Here is a 21,773-nt window from a genome sequence, read left to right as displayed (position 1 = left end):
GCGATGGATATCGGCACGATCACCCTTCTGATCATCGCAGCCATGGCGACGCTGTTGATGATGGGCGTGCCACTCGCCTTCGTGTCCGGGTCCATCGCCGTCATTCTGGCCGTCACGTTCTTCGGTCCGAATTCGCTGTTCATCGTGGCGAGCCGAACGGTCGATTTCATCGACAGCTTCGCGCTGATCGCCGTGCCGATGTTCGTCATCATGGCGAGTTTTATGGAGAAGTCGGGCGTCGCCAAGGACCTCTACCGCGCGTTCCATGTCTGGGCCGGCAGCTTGCGCGGCGGCATCGGCGTGGTGACGATCTTCGTGGCCGTCATCCTTGGGGCCACAACCGGCATCATAGGTGGCGAAATCGTCCTCCTGGGCCTGATCGCGCTGCCCCAGATGCTGCGGCTTGGCTATGACAAGAAGCTGGCCATCGGCATCATCACGGCAGGCGGATCGCTCGGCACCATGATCCCGCCCTCGATCATCCTGATCTTCTACGGTCTGACGGCAGAGGTGAATATCTCTCACCTCTTCCTCGCAACCTTGATCCCCGGCCTGATGCTGGCGAGCTTCTACGCAACCTACGTTTTGCTGCGCTGCGGATTGAACCCCGCCATGGGCCCGGCTCTCGGCCCGGAGGAGCGGGATATGCCGCTTTCCGAAAAGCTGCGCCTTTTCAAGGGTGTGGCCCTGCCCGTGGCCGTTGCGGGAGGGGTTTTGGTGTCGATCTATGCGGGCCTCGCCTCCATCACCGAAAGCGCGGCCCTTGGGGCCTTCGGGGCCGCCGTCGCCGCATGGGCGCGCGGCACGCTCAGCTACGCGATGATCCGCGAGGTGATGGTCCAGGCGCTGCGCACCTGCGGCATGGTGTTCTGGCTGGTCTTCGGCACCAACGCCCTGATCGGGGTCTACAACCTGATGGGCGGGATCGACTTCGCCTCGACCATGCTGGCGGGCGTGTCCGACAATCCGTCCGTGATCCTGGCAGTGATGGTTGGTGTTTTCATCCTGCTGGGGTTCTTCATCGACTGGATAGGCATCCTCTTCCTGACCATGCCGATCTTCCTGCCGGTTCTGACGGAACTGGGTTATGACCCGATCTGGTTCGGCATCGTCTTCAACCTGTCGATGCAGATCGCCTACCTCACACCGCCCTTCGGCCCGGCCTGTTTCTACCTCAAAGGTGCGGCCCCCGAGGGCGTGACGCTGCAAGACATCTTCTCCGCCCAGTGGCCGTTCATCGGGTTGCAGATCATCGCGCTGGCCATCGTGATCCTGTGGCCCGATCTGTCGCTCTGGTTGCCACGGCTGTTTTACGGGTGATGCATGGCTGATCCCTCCATCCTCGACACGCTTCGCACTGACCCAAGCGGCAATACGCTGGGGCCGGAAGAGCGTTTGGCTGGCCTGAAAATGATGCTTCGCATTCGCCGGTTTGAGACCCGCGCGAAGGAGCTGTTCCTGCAGGGCGTGATCAAAGGCACCGCCCATTCCAGCGTCGGGCAGGAGGCCATCGCGGCGGGGGCCTGCGCCGTGCTGGAGCCGCAGGACTTCGTCCTGACCCACCATCGCGGCCACGGCCACACAATCGCAAAAGGGGCCGATCTGGGCCGGATGTTTGCCGAATTGATGGGGCGCGAAGCAGGCTATTGCGCGGGCCTGGGCGGGTCGATGCATATCGCGGATTTCGACGAGGGTATTCTGGGCGCAAACGGCATCATCGGCGCGGGCATGGGCCTTGGGACCGGGGCGGCCCTGGCTGAGCAGCTTGATGGCAGCGGTGCCATCGGGATCACCTTCTTCGGCGATGGCGCGGCGAATGAGGGCATCTTCCACGAGGCCATGAACCTTGCCGCGATCTGGAACCTGCCGCTGATCTTCTTTTGCGAAAACAACCAATACGGTCTGACAACAGCGACGGAGGCGGTCACGGCGGGTGCCACGATCGCGGGCCGGGCCGACGCCTACGGCGTCCCGAACGACCGGATCGATGGCAATGATCTGGCGACTGTCCATGCTGCCGTGACCCGCGCCGCCCTGCGCGCCCGCGCGGGCGATGGGCCGACCCTGATCGAGGCGTTGACCTATCGCTGGGATGACCATTCCATGCGCGCCAACCTGCCCGCCTATCGGAGTGAGGCGGAGGAGGAGGCGTGGAAATCCCGCGATCCGATCATCCGTCTCGGCGCGGACATGGCGGCACGCTCCGAACTCGACGACGCACGCTACACCGCGCTGAACGAAGCCGCTGAGACCGAGATCGAAGCCGCGATCGACTGGGCCAAATCCCAATCCGAACCCGACATGGGTGGCGCCATGGCCCTTGTCAGCGCGCCGCGCCCCAAGCTGAAAGCGGCACCGCCCGCCCCGGGCAACCGCGAAATCACATATGCGCAAGCCATCACCGAGGCGTTTGCCCAGGAAATGGCCCGCGACGAGGATGTGGTCCTTTTGGGCGAAGACATTGGCAAAACCGGTGGCATTTTCGGCCTGACGCGCGGCCTGTTCGACGACTTCGGACCAGATCGCGTGCGCGACACGCCGATCTCTGAGGGTGCGATTGCAACCTGCGGCGTCGGTGCGGCGATGCGTGGCAAGCGCGTGGTGGTGGAGGCTCAGCTTTGGGATTTCGTGACCCTCATGATGGATGCCATCGTCAACCAGGCCGCCAAGGCGCGCTTCATGCTGGGTGGCAAGGCCAAGGTTCCCATCGTGTTCCGCGGTCCCCAGGGCGCGGGCATCCGACTGGCCGCACAGCATTGCCAATCGCTTGAGATGTTTTTTGCCAACGTACCGGGGCTGGAGATCTACGCGCCCGCCTCCGCCTATGACGCCAAGGGCCTCATGGCCGCCGCCATCCGTCACAACGGGCCGGTCGTTTTTCTGGAACACAAGCTTCTATACCTGGGACAACCGCAACCTGTTCCTGACGAGACCTACGCGATCGAACCGGGCCGCGCGCGCGTTGTGCGGCAAGGGACGGATTGCACAATCGTTGCCACCTTGGCGATGGTGGAGCGTGCCGTTCAGGCCGCCGAGAAACTCGCCGATGAAGGGATCAGCGTGGAGGTCATCGACCCCCGCACGATCAAGCCGTTCGACATCGACACAATCGCCGACAGTGTCCGCAAGACGAACCGCGCCGTTGTCGTGCACGAGGCGCCGCTTTTCGGCGGGTTCGGCGGTGAAATCGCCTCCGCCATCAATGAGGCCGCCTTTGACTGGCTCGACGCGCCCGTCGCCCGCATCGGCGCGCCCGAGATGCCTGTGCCCTACAACGACAGGCTGGAACGCCAATACATGCCCGATGCGCGCCGCATCGCCGAGGCCGTGAAATCCGTCTGCTACAGGAGGTAAGCCCAATGCCCAGCCGCAAGGTCATCATCCCCGAGGGGATGGAGAACATCTACGACACCTATCACTACGCCCCCGGCATTCTGGTGGGCGACACGCTTTATTGCTCCGGTCAGGTGGGCCGGGACGAAAACCTCAACGTGGTCGAAGGAGCGGAGGCGCAGTTCACCCAGGCCTTCGAGAATGCGGGCAAGGTTCTGGCCGCGGCCGGGGCCAGCTTTGATGATGTGGTCGAGCTCGAAAGCTGGTTCGCGGGCTCGATGGACGAGCTGAAGACCTTCATGGCCGTCAAGGACCGGTACTTCACCAACCGATACCCGACTTGGACAGGCTTTTCGGTCAAGGGTTTCTCGATGCCTGGCATATTGGTCGAGATCAAATGCAAGGCCATCCTCGGCCTGTCAGACGCATGACTCGCGACCTCAGAACGCTTCTCGCATCAGACGCGGTGACGCTTGGCACGTGGTCGCAGATCGCGGCACCCGAAATGGTGGACCTGATCGGCTTGAACGGGTTCGGCTTCACGATCATCGACTGCGAACACGGCGTCTTCGGGATGGAGACTGCCGAGAACCTCGCCCGTGCCGCGGACGCCAATGACATCGCTTGCGCCGTCCGGGTGCCGCGCAATGATCCGGTGCTCATCATGAAGGCGCTGGATGCGGGCATCCGACATGTCGTCGTCCCGAACCTCTCCTCGGGGGCCGACGCCGCTCAGGCGGTCGCGGCAACACGCTTCGGCCCACAGGGTCTGCGCGGGGCCTGCCCCTGTTGCCGTTCGGGCGGGCACTTCATCCGCAACTGGACGGACTACGTGGCCGAAGAGGAGGCGCGTGTCGGCATCATCGCCTTGGTCGAAACAGCCGAAGGGCATCGCAACATCAAGGACATCTGCGCGACCCAAGGCCTGCGCGCCGTGATGGTCGGTCCGTTCGATCTGTCCGTCTCCATGGGCCTGAACGGCGATTGGCGCCATGCCGATGTGCGGTTGGCGGTGGAGGGGATGGTGGCCACCGCGCTTGATGCGGATCTGCCGGTCATCATGCCCGTCTTTTCGCCCGACCCGTCGGAATGTGCGGATCTGGTGGCTGGATGGCGCGAGCGGGGCGTACGCACATTCGTGATCGGCTCGGACAAGATCCTGATCGCGACCGCCTTCGCGAATTGGACCCAAGCTCTCACGGGCGATTGATGTCGGTCCATGTTGGATGCACGGCCCCACCCGACCGTGCCACGTGGTCGGAGCATCGACGCAACGCGACCGCGCGCGAACCGGTCCAATCGAATTGATTTAAGCCGCAGGGGCGGCGCGGACCTGTGCCGATCCTATCAGCAACACAATTTCAGGACAGGACCGCGGCCTGACCGGCCTGATTCCCAGCCTCGACTGTTCGATCGCGGCTGCCGACGGGCACCGCGTTGAAACAGGATACGTGCGGTTCGGGAAATGGTAGCGGAGGAGGGACTTGACCCCCCGACCCAGAGCATCTTGCAGCGATGCGCGTCGGTCGGGCGCGCCTTATGGCACTGCGTTGGAACCGGATACGTTCGGTCGGGAAATGGTAGCGGAGGAGGGACTTGAACCCCCGACACGCGGATTATGATTCCGCTGCTCTAACCAACTGAGCTACTCCGCCATCTAAGCGCGCTGTGGGTATGACAGCGCGGGTCGTGCGTCAACATCAAAAAAGGGCGGCGTGCCGGCGCTATTCGTGGGCGAGGGTGACGCCGCGCATGGCTATGCGCAACACCTGTCTGGCGATTGCTGCACCGCTGCCGTCCAGCGCCACGCTGGTGACGCACAGAAGCGGCGTGTGCCGGTCGGTCGAAAGCGCAACGGAGAGCGCCATGTCCGTCATCTCTGCGCGGGCGGTGGCGGTGATCCGCGCGGCCTCCTGGCCATGGGCCTGCAAGAGCGACGCGAGGTCTGCGGGGGCATCCTCGTCCAAGGCCGGGATCAAGGCCTCGGGCACCACAACCTCGTCCACCGCGGCCCGCGTGCCATTGCACTTCAGCGTCCGTTCCATCGTGGCAAGACGGTTGGACCCGAACAGATCCGCCTCCCCGGGGGTCGCGCCGCGTGTGTCGGTGCGTGCCCGGAAGGGATCAAGCACCAGGGGCGTGCCGTCTTCCGTCAAGAGGCGTGGCACCGGCGCGGGCGCGCTCGGCTTCGTGGGCATATTGGTTGCCACAAGCGTGCCGCGTCCGGGCTTTCGGTTGAGGTATCCCATATCCTCAAGGCTGATCAGCGCGCGCCGCATCGTGCCCTGGCTGACCCCGAATTCATCGGCCAGTTGGAATTCGTTGGGCAGACGGCGACCGACCTCCCAATCGCCTTCCTTGATCCGGGCGATCATCTGGGTTTCTGCGGCCTTGTAGAGGGGGGTACGCGCCATGATATCGGGCTCCGAGGTAACGTTGGCACGACTATGCCGCAGTGCAGCATGTCTCGCAATCCTTCGCGATGTCGCAGGCCTAAAGCGTTTCGGTTTGAACCTGCGTCAGAAGATCAATTCGGAGCGTCCGCCACGTTTGGACGTTGCGCGCGTTTCGAGACAAGCCAATGTACTAGGCTTGCCTCGAAACGCCCTAATTGAGGTGCTCGATCAGGCGTTTGTGCTGATCGAATGTGCGGATCAGGGTGGACAGGGACCCGATCTCGACCGCCTTGAGCATCGGGATCATGCGCGCCATGGCATCCGCCGTGCCGATCGCGTCCCCCAATGCCGTGTGGCGTTCGGCCTCGGGGATGGTGACACCCAGCCGGTCGCACAGCGCATCGAGCGTGTGGTCCGCCGATTGCCCGAACAGAATCGCGGAACACAGGACCGTGTCGAGGATCGGCTGATCGAACCGCGCCCCGATCTCCGCCTCGCGCCGCCGCAGGAAAGCCATGTCGAACGGCGCGTTATGCGCCACGAGGACGGCCCCTTCGGCAAAGGTGTGGAACCGGGCCAGCGCCTCGCCCACGGGCACCGCATCGGCCACCATGTCGTCGGTGATGTGATGCACAGCGGTGGAGGCGGCAGGGATCGGACGGCCTGGATTGACCAACATGTCGAACCGCTCCTCCGCGCGCATCTTGCCGTTGACGATGCGCACGGCGGCGATCTGGCAAACCTCGTCCACCGCCGGGTTCAGCCCGGTGGTCTCGGTGTCGAAAACCACGTAGCTGAGCGCGGAAAGCGGCGCTTCGGCAAGGCTCGCGGAAAGCGGGGTGTGGAGCAGGTCGAAATCGTACAGGACCTCTCGCATGGGTCCGCGCACGCCCGGCTCGGCCATCGGCAGACCAAAGCGGAAGGCCGCGCGCCCGTCGCCCGCCGGTTCCATTGTCAGGGTCGCGCCGTGGCAGATCAGGACATCGCGTCCGGCGAAGCCCGACAGGCCGGGCGAAAGGGGTGTGGTCAGCCAGACCTCCCACCCATCCGGCGCATCGCCCGTGGCCTCCAGGCTCAGCACGGCGGCATCCGGCGTCTCACGGGCGAAGGTAAGGCAAAGATCGGCGGCCCCGGCGTTGGTCCAATCCAGCGCAAGGCGCTCCAGCAAGCGGGTGATCGCAAAGCCGTCACAGCGCAAACGTTGCGTTCCCAGATCGCAGTCCAGCGCCACGCCCTTCCGTGTCAATCGCGCCGACAGGGCCGCACCCAGGTCACTGGCCCGCAATGCCTCCATCGGCCACCATTTCGTGTCGGTCGCGGCCTTGCGCTCACTGATGTCGCGGGCCAGGTCCTCACGCCCCGCCTCTTTCAGATTGGCAATCGCCTCCTCCAGCAGATGCGCGCGTTCCGCCAGGACCGGCAGATCGCCCGAGACATCGCGCAGCGCCAGCACATAGCCCGGTCGCGTCGTTTCCTGCCCTTCCAGCCGCAAAAGCCGCATCCGCGCCTCAAGCAGCCGCGCGCCTGCACGCGTTGTGACCAGGATATCCGTCCCGACATCCTCAGCCTCCTCCGCCAGGCGGTCATAGGCCATCTCTACCGGGGCCATGCGCAGGAGCGCCGACAGCGGACGGCCAAGGCCGAGGGCGTCGGACGCGCCAAGCACGTCGCGCGCCTGTCCGTTATAGAGGGCGAGTTTGTGGTCGGGTGTGCAGAACAGCACGCCATCCGGCATCTCACTCAACAAGGCCTCCAGCCGCGCCTTTTCCGTCGTCATGCGGGCGGTCTCGCGCGCCACGGCCATGGCCATCGCATTGCGCGTCTCGTTTAGGTTCTGCGTCACCGCTGCCGCCGCGGGCCCCAGATCCCCCAGATGCTGCGCCGCACGCTCATCAAGGTCCCGGTCCACCCCCGCATGGACCCGCGCGCGCATCTCGGCGGCCAGCCGTTCCACGGGTTTGGCGACGTTCTCGTCGAACATCGTCCAGACCCAGGCGGTCAGCCCGAAAATGGCGAAGACACCTATCAGACCGGCGATGACAAAGGCCGACAGGGCGTGATCCTCTCCCAACCGCACGTAGCCCAGGATCAGCCCCGCGATGGCAAGGCCGGACGTGGCGACGGCTAGGAAGGCGAAGAACAGGAATATGCGCAGACGCAGGGATAGATGCTGGAACATGGATCGGGGCCTCCTCCTTGCCCCATCTTGCCCGTCCCGGCGGTCGCGCAGCGCCGGGGCAGGGTGTCAGCCGGGCGGCGACGCGGTACAGACCGATGTGATGATCGGATCGTCCTCGCCTTCGCCCACGGCGGTCGCGCCGATCGGTTGACCGGCCTCGTTAAACTCTGTCTCGGGGGTGACGTCGAAGCGCAGCTCCCTGGGGCAATCGACCAGAACCGGGCGCACCATCGCGGGCTGCCAGCGTTCGCGCACCTGCATCTGCGCGGCGTAAACGCCGCTGTCTTCCGCCACTTCCACGGTTTCGGATGGCGAAAAGGCGATGAAGCCCCGCACCCAGGGCCGTACGAACGTCCAGGGCTGGTACCAGGCCTGCTGCTCCCGCTCCGTCACGACGACCGTGTCGGCGGGCAGTTGCGCCAGCGAGCTGTTGTACCAGCTGTATTCCGTGGAGACCGTGGTGATGACCATCATGATGCCCGCGCAGACCGGCACGATCCCGGCATTCAGCCGCCCCCGCGACAGCTTGCGCAGCCCCATCCCGATCCCGGCCCCGGCCAGGCCCCCGAAGATCGCGGCGATTAAGGTCCAGAACATCTCGTCTTCCTCAGCTCAGGTATCCGCGGCCCGATTGGGCGGCCGATTGCATGGTTTTCACAACGACGAAGGCGTCGCGCAGGTGGCTCCGCTCGAAATCGGACAGGCTGGCGGGGGCCATGAAATTGTCCGGCTTCTCCCCACGCTTGATCTGGGCGGCCTGGTCCTCCAGCCGCATCTCCGCGATCAAATCGTACGCGTCCAGCAGGTCCCTCCCGCCGGAGCCCGACACGACGCCCGCCTCCATCCCCGCCTCGATCCGCGCGCGGGTATTGGCAATCGTCAGCTTGCCGGTCAGCGCGTAGATGCGCCCCAGATCGACGATGGGCACGACGCCTGCATGTTTCATGTCGATGGTGTTCTTGTGTTCCCCCGACCGTGCCATGGCAAAGCCCCGGAACAACCCCAACGGCGGTTGATGCTTGAGCGAATTGGCCACCATATGCGCCACGAAGATCGAATTGCCTGCCGCCGCCTCCAGCACCCGCGCCTGCAGGCCGTCGAACAGGTCAGCGGCCCCGCCGATCGCCCGCAAATCGAACATGACGGAGGCAAGCATCTGCGCCTCGGGGTCGGGGCGGTCGATCCAGCCTTGGAAATAGTCGCGCCAGACGCGCAGGGGTTGGCGCCATTTCTGGTTCGTCGCCATCATGTCGCCGGGGCAGAAGAAATAACCGGCCTTGTCCAGCCCGTCGCTGACAAACCGTGCCAGCGCCTCGAAATAGGCGTCGTCGCCCTCCGCCATCTCGTCTGAGAGGATGAGGCAATTGTCCTGATCGCTGACGCCGGTCTGCTCCTGCCGACCCTGACTGCCGCAGGCAAGCCACAGATAGGGGCAGGGCGGCGGGCCAAGCTCCGCCTCGGCCAGCGTCAGAAGCCGTCGCGTGGCCGCATCGCCAATATCCGTAATCAGGCGGGTGACGACCTGGTGTGGGTTCTGGGCTCCGACCAATTGGACCAGCAATTCGGGGATCTTTGCCGTGACCTTGGCGATGGCGTCCGCATCGGGGGCGGTTACGATGTCGCGGATCAGGGCAGCGGACGACGTGGCCTGGAACCGTGTCAGGTCGGTCTGGGTCAGGATACCGGCCAGCCGCCCGGCCTCCACCACCGGCATATGGGTGATGCCGCGCTCCACCATCGTGTGCAGGACATCGGCCACGAGGGCGCTGGGCGGCAGCGTCAGGGGATCGGGCGTCATGATGTCGCCAACAGGAACGTGGTTGTCCAACCCCTCCGCCACGGCGCGTGCGGTGATGTCGCCGGTTGTCAGGATGCCGCGCACCGGGCCGTCCTCGGCCTCGGTCGCGATGATACACGACACGTGGCGGTCCCGCATCTGGCCCGCAGCTTCGATCAACGGCGTGTCGGGGCGGCAGGTCAGCGGCGCGGGCGTCATCAGGTCGGCCACCGCCATGGTGGTGATGTCCTGCTGCTTGGTCGCCGCGGGCCGCGTGCGGTCGAAGAACCGTCGCGCGGTCGGGTTGTTCTTGATCAGCGAGTGGAAGACATCCGCGGGGATCGTGATGATCCGGCTCGCCTCGGTCGTGATCGCGTTCACGGGGGCGATCCCGTCGCGCATCAAACCGCGTTCTCCGAAGGAATTTCCGGGCCCCAGGATCGACAGGACCTCTGCGTGTTCGTCGGTGATATTCACCTGACCCCGCTCGATCAGGCACAGGGCCGTCACCGGTGCGCCGAGGCGATAGATCAGGTGACCGGCCTCGACCTCCTGCACGCCCGCCACTTTCGCCAGCGCCACGCGGTCCTCGTCGGACAGGGCATCGTAAGGATGCGTGCGGGCCAGAAGCTGATCTATGGGTGTGTGGGGCATGATCGGATGTCGGTCACTTTATGAAAAGGCGCACCCCGAACGTGTCGGGATGCGCCCTGTATCCGACAGGCCCCGCAAGGTCGCAGGGCCTGCCAAGATCGCTTAGTGGTCGGTTGCCGCGCCTGCACCCCGGGGGATACGGACGGATTCGACGAGGTCCACGATGTGCTGCGGCGGGGCCGCGGTTGCACGGGACACCAGGAACGCCACACCGAAGTTGAACAGCGCACCGATCGGCCCGAAATGGGTCGGCGGGATACCCAGGATATACTGGGAGCTGTCAAGCATGGCCGTGCCGGGGATGAAGAACCAGCCCAGGTAGGTGAACAGGTACAGGCAGGTCGAGATGATGCCTGCCAGCATACCGGCAATTGCACCGGCCGCGTTCATCCGCTTGGAGAAGATCCCCATCATCAGCGTCGGGAACAGCGAGGCTGCCGCGAGGCCAAAGGCCAGTGCCACCGTCTGCGCCGCAAAGCCCGGCGGGTTCAGCGCCAATAGCGTTGCGCCGACAATCGCCACGATCATCGAGATCCGGGCCGCCGTAAGCTCGCCCTTTTCCGAGATGCTCGGGTTGATCACCGATTTGATGAGGTCGTGACTGATCGCCGACGAGATCGCCAGCAACAGACCCGCCGCCGTGGACAGGGCCGCCGCGATACCACCCGCTGCGATCAATGCGATCACCCAGGGCGGCAGGTTGGCGATTTCCGGGTTCGCAAGAACCAGGATGTCACGGTTGAAGGTCGTCAGTTCGTTGTCCTCACCGGCGGTGTACTGGATACGACCGTCGCCGTTCAGATCCTCGACACCCAGAAGGCCAGTGACCTCCCACGTACGGAACCAGTCGGGCAGATCGTCCACGGCAACCGCTTCGGCCTGCGTGCCTTCCGGCCACATGGTGGTGATGATGTTCAGGCGGGCCATTGCGCCCACGGCAGGTGCCGTCAGGTACAGAAGCGCGATGAACACCAGCGCCCAACCGGCGGACCAGCGGGCGTCAGACACTTTGGGCACCGTGAAGAAGCGGATGATCACGTGGGGCAGGCCCGCGGTACCGATCATCAGCGACAGGGTGTAAAGCGCCATCAGCCACGGGTTCGTGGTTGCGGTGTACTCGTTGAAGCCCAGATCGGTCAGCAGACCGTCCAGCGTCACCAGAAGCGGTGTGCCCGCCTCAACGCCACCCGGCAGACCTTCGTTCATCGTGCTGAACAGGCCCAGGCCCGGGATCGGGTTGCCGGTCAGTTGCAGCGAGATGAAGATGGCCGGGATCGTGTAGGCCACGATCAGAACGCAATACTGCGCCACCTGGGTGTAGGTGATGCCCTTCATGCCGCCCAGAACCGCATAGACCGCCACAACGCAGGACGCGATGATCAGACCCATGGTGGAGTTCACTTCCAGGAAGCGCGAGAACGCAACGCCCGCACCCGTCATCTGGCCGATCACGTAGGTGGTCGAGATGATGATGAGGCAGACCACGGCCACAACGCGCGCCGTGTTGGAGTAATAGCGATCGCCCACGAATTCCGGCACGGTGAACTTGCCAAACTTGCGCAGGTAGGGTGCCAGCAGCATCGCCATCAGCACGTAGCCGCCCGTCCAACCCATCAAGAAGAGCGAGTTGTTGTAGCCGGTGAACGCGATGAGGCCCGCCATCGAGATGAACGACGCGGCCGACATCCAGTCAGCAGCGGTGGCCATCCCGTTGACCACCGGGTTCACACCCCGGCCGGCCGCGTAGAATTCAGATGTGGACCCAGCGCGGGCCCAGATCGCGATACCGAAGTAGAGCGCGAAAGACAGCCCCACGACGATAAAATTGAGTGTTGTTTGATCCATGTCCCTCGGCGCTCCCTATTCGTCCACGCCATGTTCTTTGTCGATCTTGTTCATACGCCAGGCGTAGAAGAAGATCAGGAACAAGAACACGAGAATGGAACCCTGCTGGGCAAACCAGAAGCCCAGATCGGTGCCGCCCACTTCGATACCGCTGATCAGCGGCCGGAGCAGGATAGCGAAGCCGTACGACGCAAGCGCCCAGATCACCAAGCAGATGGTGATCAGGCGCATGTTCGCAGACCAATACGCATTGTTGTTTTCCGACATTCGATGTTCTCCCTTCAAGGTTTTTGCCTCTGGGGCCCCTCCGGTCCCCTCGGTTTACCCCTGCCGCCCAGTCGGTGTTCGGACGGCAGGACTTCGTGCGCGCCGCCTCAGACGTCGGCGCGGTTCGCAATCAGATCATCCACCACCGACGGGTCGGCGAGCGTGGAGGTATCCCCCAATGATCCGTAATCGTTCTCGGCGATCTTGCGCAGGATGCGGCGCATGATCTTGCCCGAGCGTGTCTTGGGCAGGCCCGGCGCCCATTGAATGACGTCCGGCTTCGCGATCGGTCCGATCTCCTGCCGAACCCAGGCCTGTAGCGTGGCCTTCAACTCGTCCGATGGCGTCTCGTCGCTCATCAAGGTGACGTAGCAATAGATGCCCTGGCCCTTCACGGGGTGGGGATAGCCCACCACGGCGGCTTCGCTGACCGTCTCATGGGCGACAAGCGCGGACTCGATTTCGGGCGTGCCCATGCGGTGGCCCGACACGTTGATGACGTCATCCACGCGGCCCGTGATCCAGTATTCCCCGTCAGCGTCGCGGCGGCAGCCGTCGCCGGAGAAGTAGTAGCCTTTGTAATCGCTGAAATAGGTCTTCACGAACCGCTCGTGATCGCCCCATACGGTGCGCATCTGGCCGGGCCAGCTGTCGGCGATGACCAGCACGCCCTCGACGTCATTGCCCTCGATCACCTCGGCGCTTGTCGGGTCCAGCACCAGCGGCTTGACGCCGAAGAACGGCTTCTGCGCCGAGCCGGGCTTCAATTCATGGGCGCCGGGCAGGGGCGTCATCATGTGACCGCCCGTCTCCGTCTGCCACCACGTGTCGACGATGGGGCAGCGGCCCTTGCCGACATTCTCGTTGTACCAGTTCCACGCCTCGGGGTTGATGTTCTCCCCCACGGTGCCCAGCAACTTCAGGGATGACAGGTCGTATTTCTCGACGAAGCTCGTCCCCTTGCCCATCAGCGCGCGAATGGCGGTGGGCGCGGTGTAGAACTGGTTGACCTTGTGCTTTTCGCAAACCTGCCAGAACCGCCCGGCATCGGGATAGGTCGGCACGCCCTCGAACATCAGCGTCGTGCCGCCATTGGCCAGCGGGCCATAGACGATATAGCTGTGGCCCGTGACCCAGCCCACATCCGCGGTACACCAGAAGACGTCCCCGTCATGGTAATCGAACGTGTATTCATGGGTCATCGACGCATAGACGAGGTAGCCGCCCGTCGAATGCACCACGCCCTTGGGCATACCGGTGGACCCGGACGTATAAAGGATGAACAGCGGGTCTTCGGCATTCATCTCCTCGGGCGCGCACTCGGTGGACACACCTTCGGCCAGCTCGTGATACCAGTGATCGCGGTTCTCGACCCAGGCGACCTGACCGCCCGTGCGCTTCACCACCAGGCATTGCGTCTTGATCTGGTTGTGCAGAAGCGCCTTGTTGACGTTATCCTTCAGCTCCGTCACCCGGCCGCCGCGCGGCGCGCCATCGGTGGTGACGACCAGCTTCGCGTCGCACCCGTTGATCCGGGCCGCCAGCGCGTCGGGGGAGAAGCCCGCGAACACGATGGAATGCACCGCGCCGATCCGCGTGCAGGCCAGCATCGCATAGGCCGCCTCGGGGATCATCGGCATGTAGAGCACGACGCGGTCGCCACGCTCCACGCCCAGGCCCTTCAGGACATTGGCGAATTTGCAGACTTCCTCGTGGAGTTGCTTGTAGGTGATGTGCTGCGCCTCGTCGCTCGGCTCATCGGGCTCGAACAGGATCGCGGTCTGGTCGCCGCGTGTCTCCAGGTGGCGGTCGATGCAATTAGCGCTGACGTTCAGCGTGCCGTCCTCGAACCACCGCACATGCACGTCGTCATGGGCGAAGGAGGTGTCCTTGACCTTCGTGTAGGGCTTGATCCAGTCGATGCGCTTGCCGTGCTCCCCCCAGAACGCCTCGGGATCGTTGATGGAGGCGGCGTACATCTCTTCGTATTTGGCAGCGTCGATATGCGCGTTGGGCAGCAGGGCAGGGGTCATGTCGTTGGGCACGTGTCTCTCTCCTAATATCGTATGTCGGACGACCGGTTGCAGCTTGGCTTTCGGGATCGGGCCGTCCCAGACACGCGTGAAGCGCCTGATCCGATCTCGCCGTGGATGGGGCGTGGCGCGTTTTGCTGCGACCTTGGCCCGAATGCTGCTCTGGGAATTGGGTTGATCCGGTTGGCCTCCCTCCAACCTTCATCGCGGATGTCCGGGGGTCCTCTTGGCGGTGCGCGAGGCCTCCCCTCTCGCGATGCCGCCCCTCCGGCCTGCACGTCCGGGGCCGGGCCCCACGACTTGATGTGCCCGTTAACCATGCCACGAGTTCAAGGCGACCGGGGACCGAACGCGAGGGTCACGCCAAATCATGTAAGGTGGTTTTACACACGTGACGGTTGATTGTAAAAAAGTTTACTACCCGGACGGGCGAAACTGATCGATTCGTCGACCAAAATCCGGCCCTACCGAACCGCTCCCCGTCTTGATCATTGCTCCGCGTTCAGCGCCGCGGCCTCGGCAATCACGTCGACACCCATCTGTCGCAGCAGATGGACGTAATCCAGCAAAACCCAGTTCTCCGCGATCAACCCGCCGGCGCAGCGGTAGAAATCCATCACCCGCAAGGTCAGGGCCTTCCCCGTCGCCGGAACCCCCAGAAAGGTGTCGTGATGCGTCATGGTCATGGAGGGCCAACCGGACACGGCGGCATAGGCCCCGTCGCCGATCCGGCAATAATGGTTGCCGCCCTTCCGGTCCGGGAAGGCGCGAAGGAACTGTCCGCGATGGTGATCGACGAAGCCCGACCATGATACGGTGGACCCGATGCCACCCGGCCCGTACCACGCGAAATCCGGCGCCCATGTGCCGCCGGCGCCCACTTGCCCGTCCGAGCCGAAGCTTTCCGGGTCATAGACATGTAACGCCGACAGCATCGCCTCCACCACGTCGAGGCTGGCAGAGCCGTCCTCCCGGTTCACGGGGCAAAGACCGTCCTGGGTCGCGGGGGCGGGGAAGGCAATCGGTGCCCCGTAATGGGCCTCGGCCAGGGGCCAGCGCCCGGCCTGGTGCAGCAGGTCCAGAAGGTCCACGATGATCCGCCCCTCGGCGATCTTGCCGTCCTCGACCCGCCAGAATTCTCCCATCCTCAGATGCACCAGCTTGCCCGTGGGCGCGATGCCCCATAGCGGCGCGGCGAACAGGCCGGTCATGTGGCTGATCGTGGCGACCCATGTGCCACCGTAATCGCGCCGATTCTCTGCGCCGATCACCATGAGGTCGCGCCTGCGGGCCGGGCTCAGGGCGTCACGAAGCGGCTGCACAAGGCCCGCAAGGATCGCGTCGGGCCCGGTCAGATCGCCGATCGGATCGGAAATCGAAAGCGTCGCATCCGCCGCAAATGTCGTTTCAGCCAATGCGCTTAGCCCGTCTGCGTCAACTTTATAGAGTGAGTCGAGGGCGTCTTGGACGATGCGGCGCGTGTCGGTCATGGAAGGTCTCTCGGAATTGGCTCAGACAAAGGCTTGCCAGAAGGCAGCGGACGGCACTAGCCTAATATTGCAATCCTATGCAAATTCGGCAGACTGTGCCCCACACGGGTCCACGTCGACCCCGAACAGCACCAAAAAAGACCCGGTCCGAAGGGCGCGAACCCAAGGGCCAAACGACACACAGGGAGATACCAACAATGTTCGTCAAACGCCTTGCCCTCGCGGGTGCGGTCAGCGTCGCGGCCACCGCCGCCTATGCCGACGGTCACGCGACCTGCGATTGGGAAAACACCACCGAAGTCACGATGCTTTCCGCCGCGTTCGAAGCGTGGGTTGCCGTGGCCGACGGCATGTCCGCCTGCGGCAACTTCTCGCCCGAGCTGGACCAGGAATTCCGCACCAAGCAGCCCGAAGGCTTCGCCGCCGATCCCTCGCTCTACGCGCTGGGTGGGGTATCCAACGGCACCATCACGCCGCTTCTCAACCAGGGCACGATCCGTCCCCTCGACGACCTGATCGCCGCCCACGGCGACAGCCTCACGCCGAACCAGTTGATCCAGATCGACGGTCAGACCATGGCCGTGGCCATGATGGTCAACGTCCAGCACCTGATGTACCGCGAGGATATCCTCAACGATCTCGGCATCGACGTGCCCACCACCTGGGAAGAGGTTCTGGCCGCGGCCGCGACAATCCAGGAAGCGGGCGTCGTCGATTACCCGCTGGGTGCCACCATGAAATCCGGCTGGAACCTTGCGCAGGATTTCGTGAACATGTTCAGCGGCTTCGGTGGCACATTCGTCAACGATGACAACACGCCTGCCGTCAACGGCGAAGCGGGCCTTGCCGCGCTCGACATGATGATGCGCATGACGGAATACATGGACCCCGAATTCCTCGTGTCCGATTCCACCTATGTGCAGCAGCAGTTCCAGCAGGGCTCCATCGCGATGGCGAACCTCTGGGCGTCCCGTGGCGGCGCGATGAATGACGAGGCGGAAAGCCAGGTCGTGGGCCTCGTCGCTTCCGCCGCTGCACCGCTCGCCATGGAAGGCGGCGCACCGGCCACCACGCTGTGGTGGGACGGCATCGTCGTCGCGGCCAACATCACTGACGAGGAGGCCGACAACGCCTTCCGGCTGGCGATGGAAGGTCTCGACAGCGAAACCGTGGCCGCGGCACCCGATGCGGCCATCTGGCTGATCGAAGGCTATGAGCCCAACGATATGGCCACCGGCGCCATCGCGTCGGCCACCGCCACCCCTGCACCGCCCGCATACCCGTCCACCACGCAGATGGGCCTGATGCATACGGCGCTGGGCAACGAGTTGCCTGCCTTCTTCACCGGCGAAGTGTCGGCGGAAGAGGCACTCGCCGCCGTGGAGGCCGCCTATACGGTCGCCGCACAGGAAGCGGGCCTGCTGGAGTAACCCTCCGACACGCGATCACTCACGCAACACCCGGTCGGGGCCACCACCAGGCCCCGACCACACCGACAAAAGCCGCCGACACACGCGCGGCGCGCTCAGCGGGGGAGGGCACGGGCCCATGAAATTCCGGACATTCATTTGGTTCGTCGGACCGTCGCTGTTCCTGATGCTTCTGTTCATCGCGCTGCCGCTCTACGCGGTGCTCACCGGCTCGTTCCAGGTGACGCAGCCCGTGACCGAACAGGTGGAGGTCGAAACCTGCTCCGCCGGGTTCCTGACCCAGACCTGCACCACCGAATTACGCACCATCCCGCTGCTCGACGAAGAAACCGGCGAGATGATCACGACGACCGAGTGGGTCGGCTGGCTCAGCTACGAGCGGGTGCTTGAACCCCAGCGCGCGTGGGAGGCGATCCGCAACCTCGATTACGGCGCGCTCATGCAGATCGACTTCTGGGCCGCGCTCCGCTTCACGCTCATGTTCACCTTCGTTACCCTGCCGCTGGTGATCGGTGTCGGGCTCACCATCGCGCTGACTGTCAACAACGCCGCGAAATCCATCCGCGGCCCGATCATCTTCATCTCGCTCCTGCCGTTCATCATCACGCCCGTCATCGGGTCGCTGTCGATCTACTGGCTATTTGTCGGCGACGGCATCCTGACCCGCGGGATCGAGGCTTGGCTCGACCGCGACATCGCCATGTTCGCCCAGGCCTGGACGATCGAATTGCTCATGCTGTTCTACCGTGTCTGGCACGTCGCGCCCTTCGCCTTCGTGATCTTCTACGCGGGCCTGCAAACGGTGAACCAGGATACGCTGGAATCGGCGATCATCGACGGGGCGTCGCGCTGGGATCGCCTGAAATACGTGGTTATCCCGCACCTGATGCCGCTGATCGTGTTCATCGCGCTCATCCACCTGATGGACGCCTACCGTGTCTTCGACGAGATCGTGGGCTTCCGGGCCGAGGCGCATGTCACCTCGCTCCAGTACCTGACATTCGACTTTCTCGAACCGGACGATGCGGGCAACCGGGCGTTCAGCCGGGCCTCCGCCTCCTCGATGCTGACCATGGTGGGGATCGTGATCCTGCTGATCCCGCTCCTGCGCCGCACCTGGCGCGACCACAAAGGGAGCTCGCACTAACATGTTGGTTTTCAATATCTTGGCCACTTGTGCACGCGTGCACGCCTCCACGGAGGGCTTGAAATGAGCGATACCCCCCGCGCCATGCGCCAGCCCTTCGGCTTGAAATTGGGCTCCGCCGCCTTCCTGGCGTTCTGGTGTCTCCTGGCGGCCTTCCCGATCGTCTGGATCACCTTGATGAGCTTCAAGTCGCCGGTGGATGCGTTCGCGTCCAACCCGTTCGACGTGATCCTCGGGCCTGTCACGCGGGATCGGGGCAATGGCCTTTCGGCGCTCGACCTGATCGTCGGGATCGTGGTGCTGTTTTTCGCGATCAAACTGGCCTTCTCATGGCTGCCCGGAAAGGTCGCGGATTGGAGTCCGAAGGGCCAGGTCTGGGCCGGATGGATTATCGGCGCCATGGCCTATGGCGTGGCCTTCATCTTCGTGTTTTTCCTGATCCTCCCCACGATCCTCGGTTTCCTGAACCCGATCCTCGGGCCGCTCGGCACGCCCATCGTCGGGCTGACGACCGAACATTATCAGACGATCTGGGTCGAACGCGGGTTCTACAACAATTTCATCAACTCCCTGATCGTGACGGGCGGTACGGTCACGATCTCCCTCACCATCGGGACATTGGCGGGCTATGGCCTGGCCCGGTCCGGGTCCAACATCGCGTTCTGGATCCTGATCGTCGCGTTGATCTTCCGCGCGCTGCCGCATTCGGTGCTCTTGGCGGGCTACCTTCCCGTCTTCGTCAATTCCGCCGAGATCCTTCGGCCGTGGCTGGGTGAAAACGCGCCCACGCTCTATGGTCAGCCGTTGGCCGTGATCGCGGTGCTCGTGTCGATTAACCAGCCCTTCACGATCTGGATGCTGCGATCCTTCTTCCAGAACATCCCGAATGAACTGGATGAGGCCGCGCGCGTCGATGGCTGCACCCATTTCCAGGCGTTCCGCTGGGTCATCATGCCGGTCATGTGGCCGGGCGTCATCACCACGGGCCTGTTCTCGTTCCTTCTGGCTTACAACGATTACCTGATCACGGCGCTTCTGCTGGATAGCACGAACCAGACCATGGTTCCGGCCATCGCGGGCTTCTTCAACCGCGAGACGACGACGACCGATCAGGTCGTGGCGGTGGCCGCAGCAGTCTCGATCATCGCGCCGCTCTTCTTGCTGGTGATGGTCTTCCAGCGCCAGATCGTGAGCGGACTGACGGCGGGCGCTGTGAAGGGCTGAGTCGCCGGATCGGCCTTGTTTCACGCCGGGCTAGGCTCGAGACTAGGCCACAGGCCGCCGGTCGTTCGCTATTGCGTCCCCCGGTGTGGGGCCGCGTAATGCAGGCTCTCTGCCCCTATCGAGCGCACGTTTTCCCGCCGTGAAGTGGTTGGATAGACCATCTGCCGCCGCTTCGCGTGATGGCGATCGTCCGGCAATATGGCCCGGCGCAAGAGCAGCGTCACGGCCCTGTCGTGGTTAACAAAAACTTACCAAATATCTGAAAAGGTATGATTTTCAGGTTCTTAACCCGTGGTTGCAACCCTGCAACCATTCACCCCAGCACGCGAAAGCTCTTCCCCAGCCACGGCATTTGTTCCTGCCCCGGCTCCCAGAAATGTTGGCCGATCAACTCGCGCGCCAGTTCCGCGATCTGTCCCGGAATGCCGCCCGACCAATCCGCCGTGGCATAGAGCACGATCCGCCGCGCCATGGGCGCGCCAGGCAAGGGATGGGCGTCGATATTCCCGGCAAAGCGTCCACCGCGCAGCAGCGACAAGGGCGTCGTGATCGTCCAGCCCTTTCCGGCGGCCACCAGCGCGCTGATCGACTGGTTGGAATCCATCTCGAACCGTTTGGCCGGAAGAACGCCTTCGCGTTCGAGGTACTCTTCGATCTGACGTCCCATGACTTGATCCAGATCGCGCCTGAGAAGCGGAAGATGGTCCAATCCGCTCAACCCGCCGGTCACAGTCTCGCCCTTGGGCACAGCAAGCACGTAAGGGTCCTCCACCAGCGGCAGTGTGACCGCGCCCCCCGGCGGCTGCGCCCCCTCGGCGCAGATCACCATGTCCAGTGCGCGATCGGCGATCCGGCGCTGCAAGAGGTGGCTCGGCCCGGTTTGCAGCACGAATTCGCACTGAACCATCGCTTCGGCCAGCCGCGTCGCCAGAAGCGGTGTCACCTCGTTCTCGAAATCCTCAATCACCCCAAGTGAGAGGGAGGTTAGCTCCGTCAGGTCGAGCGCCTTGAGGTCTCTCTGCCCCGCCCGCAAGGCCCTCAGCGCGGTCTGCGCCTGCGCCAGGAAAAGCCGCCCCGCCGGCGTCACTTTCATCGGGCGGCGGGAGGCGTCGACCAGTTCCACGCCCAGAGCCGTGGACAGGTTCTTCATCTGCTGGCTGACAGCGGGCGCGCTCATGCCAAGCTCGGCCGCCGTCGCCGCAACGGATCCGGTCCGCGCCAGCGTCTCGAAGACCTCCAACCCGCGAAGCGTCAGTCCTTTGAGAAGCGGTGTCGGCATGGCTCAGGCGTTCACGATTTGCGCCAGCAACTCCGGCGCAACGGGGATGCCGCCCGCCGGGCGGGTGACGTCGCCCAGGGGCAGGCGGTCCATCAGGTCATGGATCGACGTGACGGCAGGATCGATTGCCGCAAGCCACGCCGTATGCGCGACCGGCCCGTCCAGCGGGGAATCCTCGCTTGGTGGGGCCAGCGACAGAAGCGCGTCGAGCATTCCGCCCGTGCCTTGATCAAGCGGTGTCACGCGCATTCCGTTGGGCCCTACCGCATAGGTCTTGCCCTGGGCGCAGACACCGATCGCGGCCAGTCCGTTCTCCGCCAGCGCCATCATGGTGCCCGCCATCGGCCCGGGATCACTGGCCTGGGTCAGGTGGATCATCCCCATCCCCTCCCGCAATGTGCGTTCGCAAAGCTCCGGTAGGGCGTCCCCGAGGGCGGCGGCGGCAAATCCGTGACCCGCTGCAACGCGCAGAATGGTGGGGGCAGGGCGGCTGATCTCCACATCAGCCGAGGGCAGGAGCCGCCCGTACCGGATCAGGCGAATATCCCTCAACAGAGACACGAAACCGCCATCGGGGAGGGCATATGCCTCCGCCAGGGACACGTCCCGTGCGACAGCGCGGGCTGCGTCCTGTGCAACGCCGGTGCGGGTCAGGCAATCGTGGGCCAACATTTCCAAATCGGCGAGATCGTAAAGATGGCTCATGCCCGCAGTGTTTA

The 21,773-nt window shown here is 64.2% G+C and carries 17 protein-coding genes and 1 tRNA gene; 7 read left to right on the top strand and 11 right to left on the bottom strand.

From position 1 onward, the window contains the following. Window positions 1-3 precede the first annotated feature (3 nt). Genes KUW62_RS13970 through KUW62_RS13955 form a run of 4 tightly spaced genes read left to right on the top strand, consistent with a single transcriptional unit; the run spans window position 4 to window position 4,543 of the window. Window positions 4-1,320: a TRAP transporter large permease subunit gene (locus KUW62_RS13970; RefSeq protein WP_224816076.1), complete on the top strand. Its 1,317-nt coding sequence runs from the start codon at window positions 4-6 to the stop codon at window positions 1,318-1,320. A 3-nt stretch (window positions 1,321-1,323) separates the two neighbouring features. After that, the gene (locus KUW62_RS13965; RefSeq protein ID WP_224816075.1) at window positions 1,324-3,354 is read left to right on the top strand and encodes a pyruvate dehydrogenase complex E1 component subunit beta; all 2,031 of its coding nucleotides are present in this window, start codon (window positions 1,324-1,326) and stop codon (window positions 3,352-3,354) included. Window positions 3,355-3,359: 5 nt separating this feature from the next. Next, entirely contained in the window at window positions 3,360-3,764 is a 405-nt protein-coding gene (locus tag KUW62_RS13960) for a RidA family protein (protein ID WP_224816074.1), read from the top strand. After that, the gene (locus tag KUW62_RS13955; RefSeq protein ID WP_224816073.1) at window positions 3,761-4,543 is read left to right on the top strand and encodes an HpcH/HpaI aldolase/citrate lyase family protein; all 783 of its coding nucleotides are present in this window, start codon (window positions 3,761-3,763) and stop codon (window positions 4,541-4,543) included. Before KUW62_RS13960 ends, KUW62_RS13955 begins: the two co-directional genes overlap by 4 nt. Before the next feature lie 368 nt (window positions 4,544-4,911). On the opposite strand, the gene KUW62_RS13950 is transcribed toward KUW62_RS13955, so the two are convergent. The 9 genes from KUW62_RS13950 to KUW62_RS13910 all read right to left on the bottom strand — a co-directional run bounded on the left by KUW62_RS13950 (window position 4,912) and on the right by KUW62_RS13910 (window position 15,974). Beyond that, window positions 4,912-4,988 (bottom strand) — tRNA-Met (locus KUW62_RS13950). Window positions 4,989-5,057: 69 nt separating this feature from the next. Beyond that, on the bottom strand, window positions 5,058-5,747 hold the full coding sequence (locus KUW62_RS13945; RefSeq protein WP_224816072.1) for a GntR family transcriptional regulator: 690 nt from the start codon (window positions 5,745-5,747) through the stop codon (window positions 5,058-5,060). Between the two features lie 193 nt (window positions 5,748-5,940). Next, entirely contained in the window at window positions 5,941-7,908 is a 1,968-nt protein-coding gene (locus KUW62_RS13940; RefSeq protein WP_224816071.1) for an exonuclease domain-containing protein, read from the bottom strand. A 66-nt stretch (window positions 7,909-7,974) separates the two neighbouring features. Further along, the gene (locus KUW62_RS13935; RefSeq protein WP_224816070.1) at window positions 7,975-8,505 is read right to left on the bottom strand and encodes a hypothetical protein; all 531 of its coding nucleotides are present in this window, start codon (window positions 8,503-8,505) and stop codon (window positions 7,975-7,977) included. Window positions 8,506-8,515: 10 nt separating this feature from the next. Further along, window positions 8,516-10,339 carry a DUF294 nucleotidyltransferase-like domain-containing protein gene (locus KUW62_RS13930; protein WP_224816069.1) on the bottom strand — a complete coding sequence of 608 codons (1,824 nt, stop codon included), beginning with the start codon at window positions 10,337-10,339 and terminating at the stop codon, window positions 8,516-8,518. Window positions 10,340-10,441: 102 nt separating this feature from the next. Further along, window positions 10,442-12,184, bottom strand: a complete 1,743-nt coding sequence (locus tag KUW62_RS13925; RefSeq protein ID WP_224816068.1) for a sodium:solute symporter family protein — start codon at window positions 12,182-12,184, stop codon at window positions 10,442-10,444. A gap of 15 nt (window positions 12,185-12,199) precedes the next feature. Beyond that, entirely contained in the window at window positions 12,200-12,451 is a 252-nt protein-coding gene (locus KUW62_RS13920) for a DUF4212 domain-containing protein (RefSeq protein ID WP_224816067.1), read from the bottom strand. 107 nt (window positions 12,452-12,558) lie between these two features. Then, on the bottom strand, window positions 12,559-14,484 hold the full coding sequence (acs, locus tag KUW62_RS13915) for an acetate--CoA ligase (RefSeq protein ID WP_224817122.1): 1,926 nt from the start codon (window positions 14,482-14,484) through the stop codon (window positions 12,559-12,561). A 488-nt stretch (window positions 14,485-14,972) separates the two neighbouring features. Further along, the gene (locus tag KUW62_RS13910; RefSeq protein WP_224816066.1) at window positions 14,973-15,974 is read right to left on the bottom strand and encodes an ester cyclase; all 1,002 of its coding nucleotides are present in this window, start codon (window positions 15,972-15,974) and stop codon (window positions 14,973-14,975) included. A 197-nt stretch (window positions 15,975-16,171) separates the two neighbouring features. Here KUW62_RS13910 and KUW62_RS13905 point away from each other — a divergent pair, with 197 nt between their 5' ends. From KUW62_RS13905 to KUW62_RS13895, 3 genes are all read left to right on the top strand, one after another. After that, window positions 16,172-17,404, top strand: coding sequence for an ABC transporter substrate-binding protein (locus tag KUW62_RS13905; protein WP_224816065.1), 1,233 nt, complete (start codon window positions 16,172-16,174; stop codon window positions 17,402-17,404). A 118-nt stretch (window positions 17,405-17,522) separates the two neighbouring features. Next, the gene (locus KUW62_RS13900; protein ID WP_224816064.1) at window positions 17,523-18,551 is read left to right on the top strand and encodes a carbohydrate ABC transporter permease; all 1,029 of its coding nucleotides are present in this window, start codon (window positions 17,523-17,525) and stop codon (window positions 18,549-18,551) included. 63 nt (window positions 18,552-18,614) lie between these two features. Further along, complete coding sequence (locus tag KUW62_RS13895; protein WP_224816063.1) at window positions 18,615-19,775, top strand: carbohydrate ABC transporter permease; 1,161 nt, start codon at window positions 18,615-18,617, stop codon at window positions 19,773-19,775. A 313-nt stretch (window positions 19,776-20,088) separates the two neighbouring features. Here the strand turns inward: KUW62_RS13895 and KUW62_RS13890 are convergent, their stop codons facing one another. Further along, complete coding sequence (locus KUW62_RS13890; protein ID WP_224816062.1) at window positions 20,089-21,054, bottom strand: LysR family transcriptional regulator; 966 nt, start codon at window positions 21,052-21,054, stop codon at window positions 20,089-20,091. A 3-nt stretch (window positions 21,055-21,057) separates the two neighbouring features. After that, window positions 21,058-21,759, bottom strand: a complete 702-nt coding sequence (locus KUW62_RS13885; protein ID WP_224816061.1) for an Ldh family oxidoreductase — start codon at window positions 21,757-21,759, stop codon at window positions 21,058-21,060. Window positions 21,760-21,773: the final 14 nt, after the last annotated feature.

The organism is Hasllibacter sp. MH4015 (assembly GCF_020177575.1).
Lineage (GTDB): Bacteria > Pseudomonadota > Alphaproteobacteria > Rhodobacterales > Rhodobacteraceae > Gymnodinialimonas.
Note: the sequence above shows the minus strand (reverse complement) of the source record. Positions and strands in the feature narration are given on the sequence as shown.

Bases quoted from the DNA above. Each gene is read 5' to 3' on its own strand.
- acs (WP_224817122.1), bottom strand. From the start codon at position 14,484: ATGACCCCTGCCCTGCTGCCCAACGCGCATATCGACGCTGCCAAATAC.
- KUW62_RS13885 (WP_224816061.1), bottom strand. From the start codon at position 21,759: ATGAGCCATCTTTACGATCTCGCCGATTTGGAAATGTTGGCCCACGAT.
- KUW62_RS13935 (WP_224816070.1), bottom strand. From the start codon at position 8,505: ATGTTCTGGACCTTAATCGCCGCGATCTTCGGGGGCCTGGCCGGGGCC.
- KUW62_RS13910 (WP_224816066.1), bottom strand. From the start codon at position 15,974: ATGACCGACACGCGCCGCATCGTCCAAGACGCCCTCGACTCACTCTAT.
- KUW62_RS13955 (WP_224816073.1), top strand. From the start codon at position 3,761: ATGACTCGCGACCTCAGAACGCTTCTCGCATCAGACGCGGTGACGCTT.
- KUW62_RS13925 (WP_224816068.1), bottom strand. From the start codon at position 12,184: ATGGATCAAACAACACTCAATTTTATCGTCGTGGGGCTGTCTTTCGCG.
- KUW62_RS13970 (WP_224816076.1), top strand. From the start codon at position 4: ATGGATATCGGCACGATCACCCTTCTGATCATCGCAGCCATGGCGACG.
- KUW62_RS13905 (WP_224816065.1), top strand. From the start codon at position 16,172: ATGTTCGTCAAACGCCTTGCCCTCGCGGGTGCGGTCAGCGTCGCGGCC.
- KUW62_RS13960 (WP_224816074.1), top strand. From the start codon at position 3,360: ATGCCCAGCCGCAAGGTCATCATCCCCGAGGGGATGGAGAACATCTAC.
- KUW62_RS13890 (WP_224816062.1), bottom strand. From the start codon at position 21,054: ATGCCGACACCGCTTCTCAAAGGACTGACGCTTCGCGGGTTGGAGGTC.
- KUW62_RS13930 (WP_224816069.1), bottom strand. From the start codon at position 10,339: ATGCCCCACACACCCATAGATCAGCTTCTGGCCCGCACGCATCCTTAC.
- KUW62_RS13965 (WP_224816075.1), top strand. From the start codon at position 1,324: ATGGCTGATCCCTCCATCCTCGACACGCTTCGCACTGACCCAAGCGGC.
- KUW62_RS13920 (WP_224816067.1), bottom strand. From the start codon at position 12,451: ATGTCGGAAAACAACAATGCGTATTGGTCTGCGAACATGCGCCTGATC.
- KUW62_RS13940 (WP_224816071.1), bottom strand. From the start codon at position 7,908: ATGTTCCAGCATCTATCCCTGCGTCTGCGCATATTCCTGTTCTTCGCC.
- KUW62_RS13945 (WP_224816072.1), bottom strand. From the start codon at position 5,747: ATGGCGCGTACCCCCCTCTACAAGGCCGCAGAAACCCAGATGATCGCC.
- KUW62_RS13900 (WP_224816064.1), top strand. From the start codon at position 17,523: ATGAAATTCCGGACATTCATTTGGTTCGTCGGACCGTCGCTGTTCCTG.
- KUW62_RS13895 (WP_224816063.1), top strand. From the start codon at position 18,615: ATGAGCGATACCCCCCGCGCCATGCGCCAGCCCTTCGGCTTGAAATTG.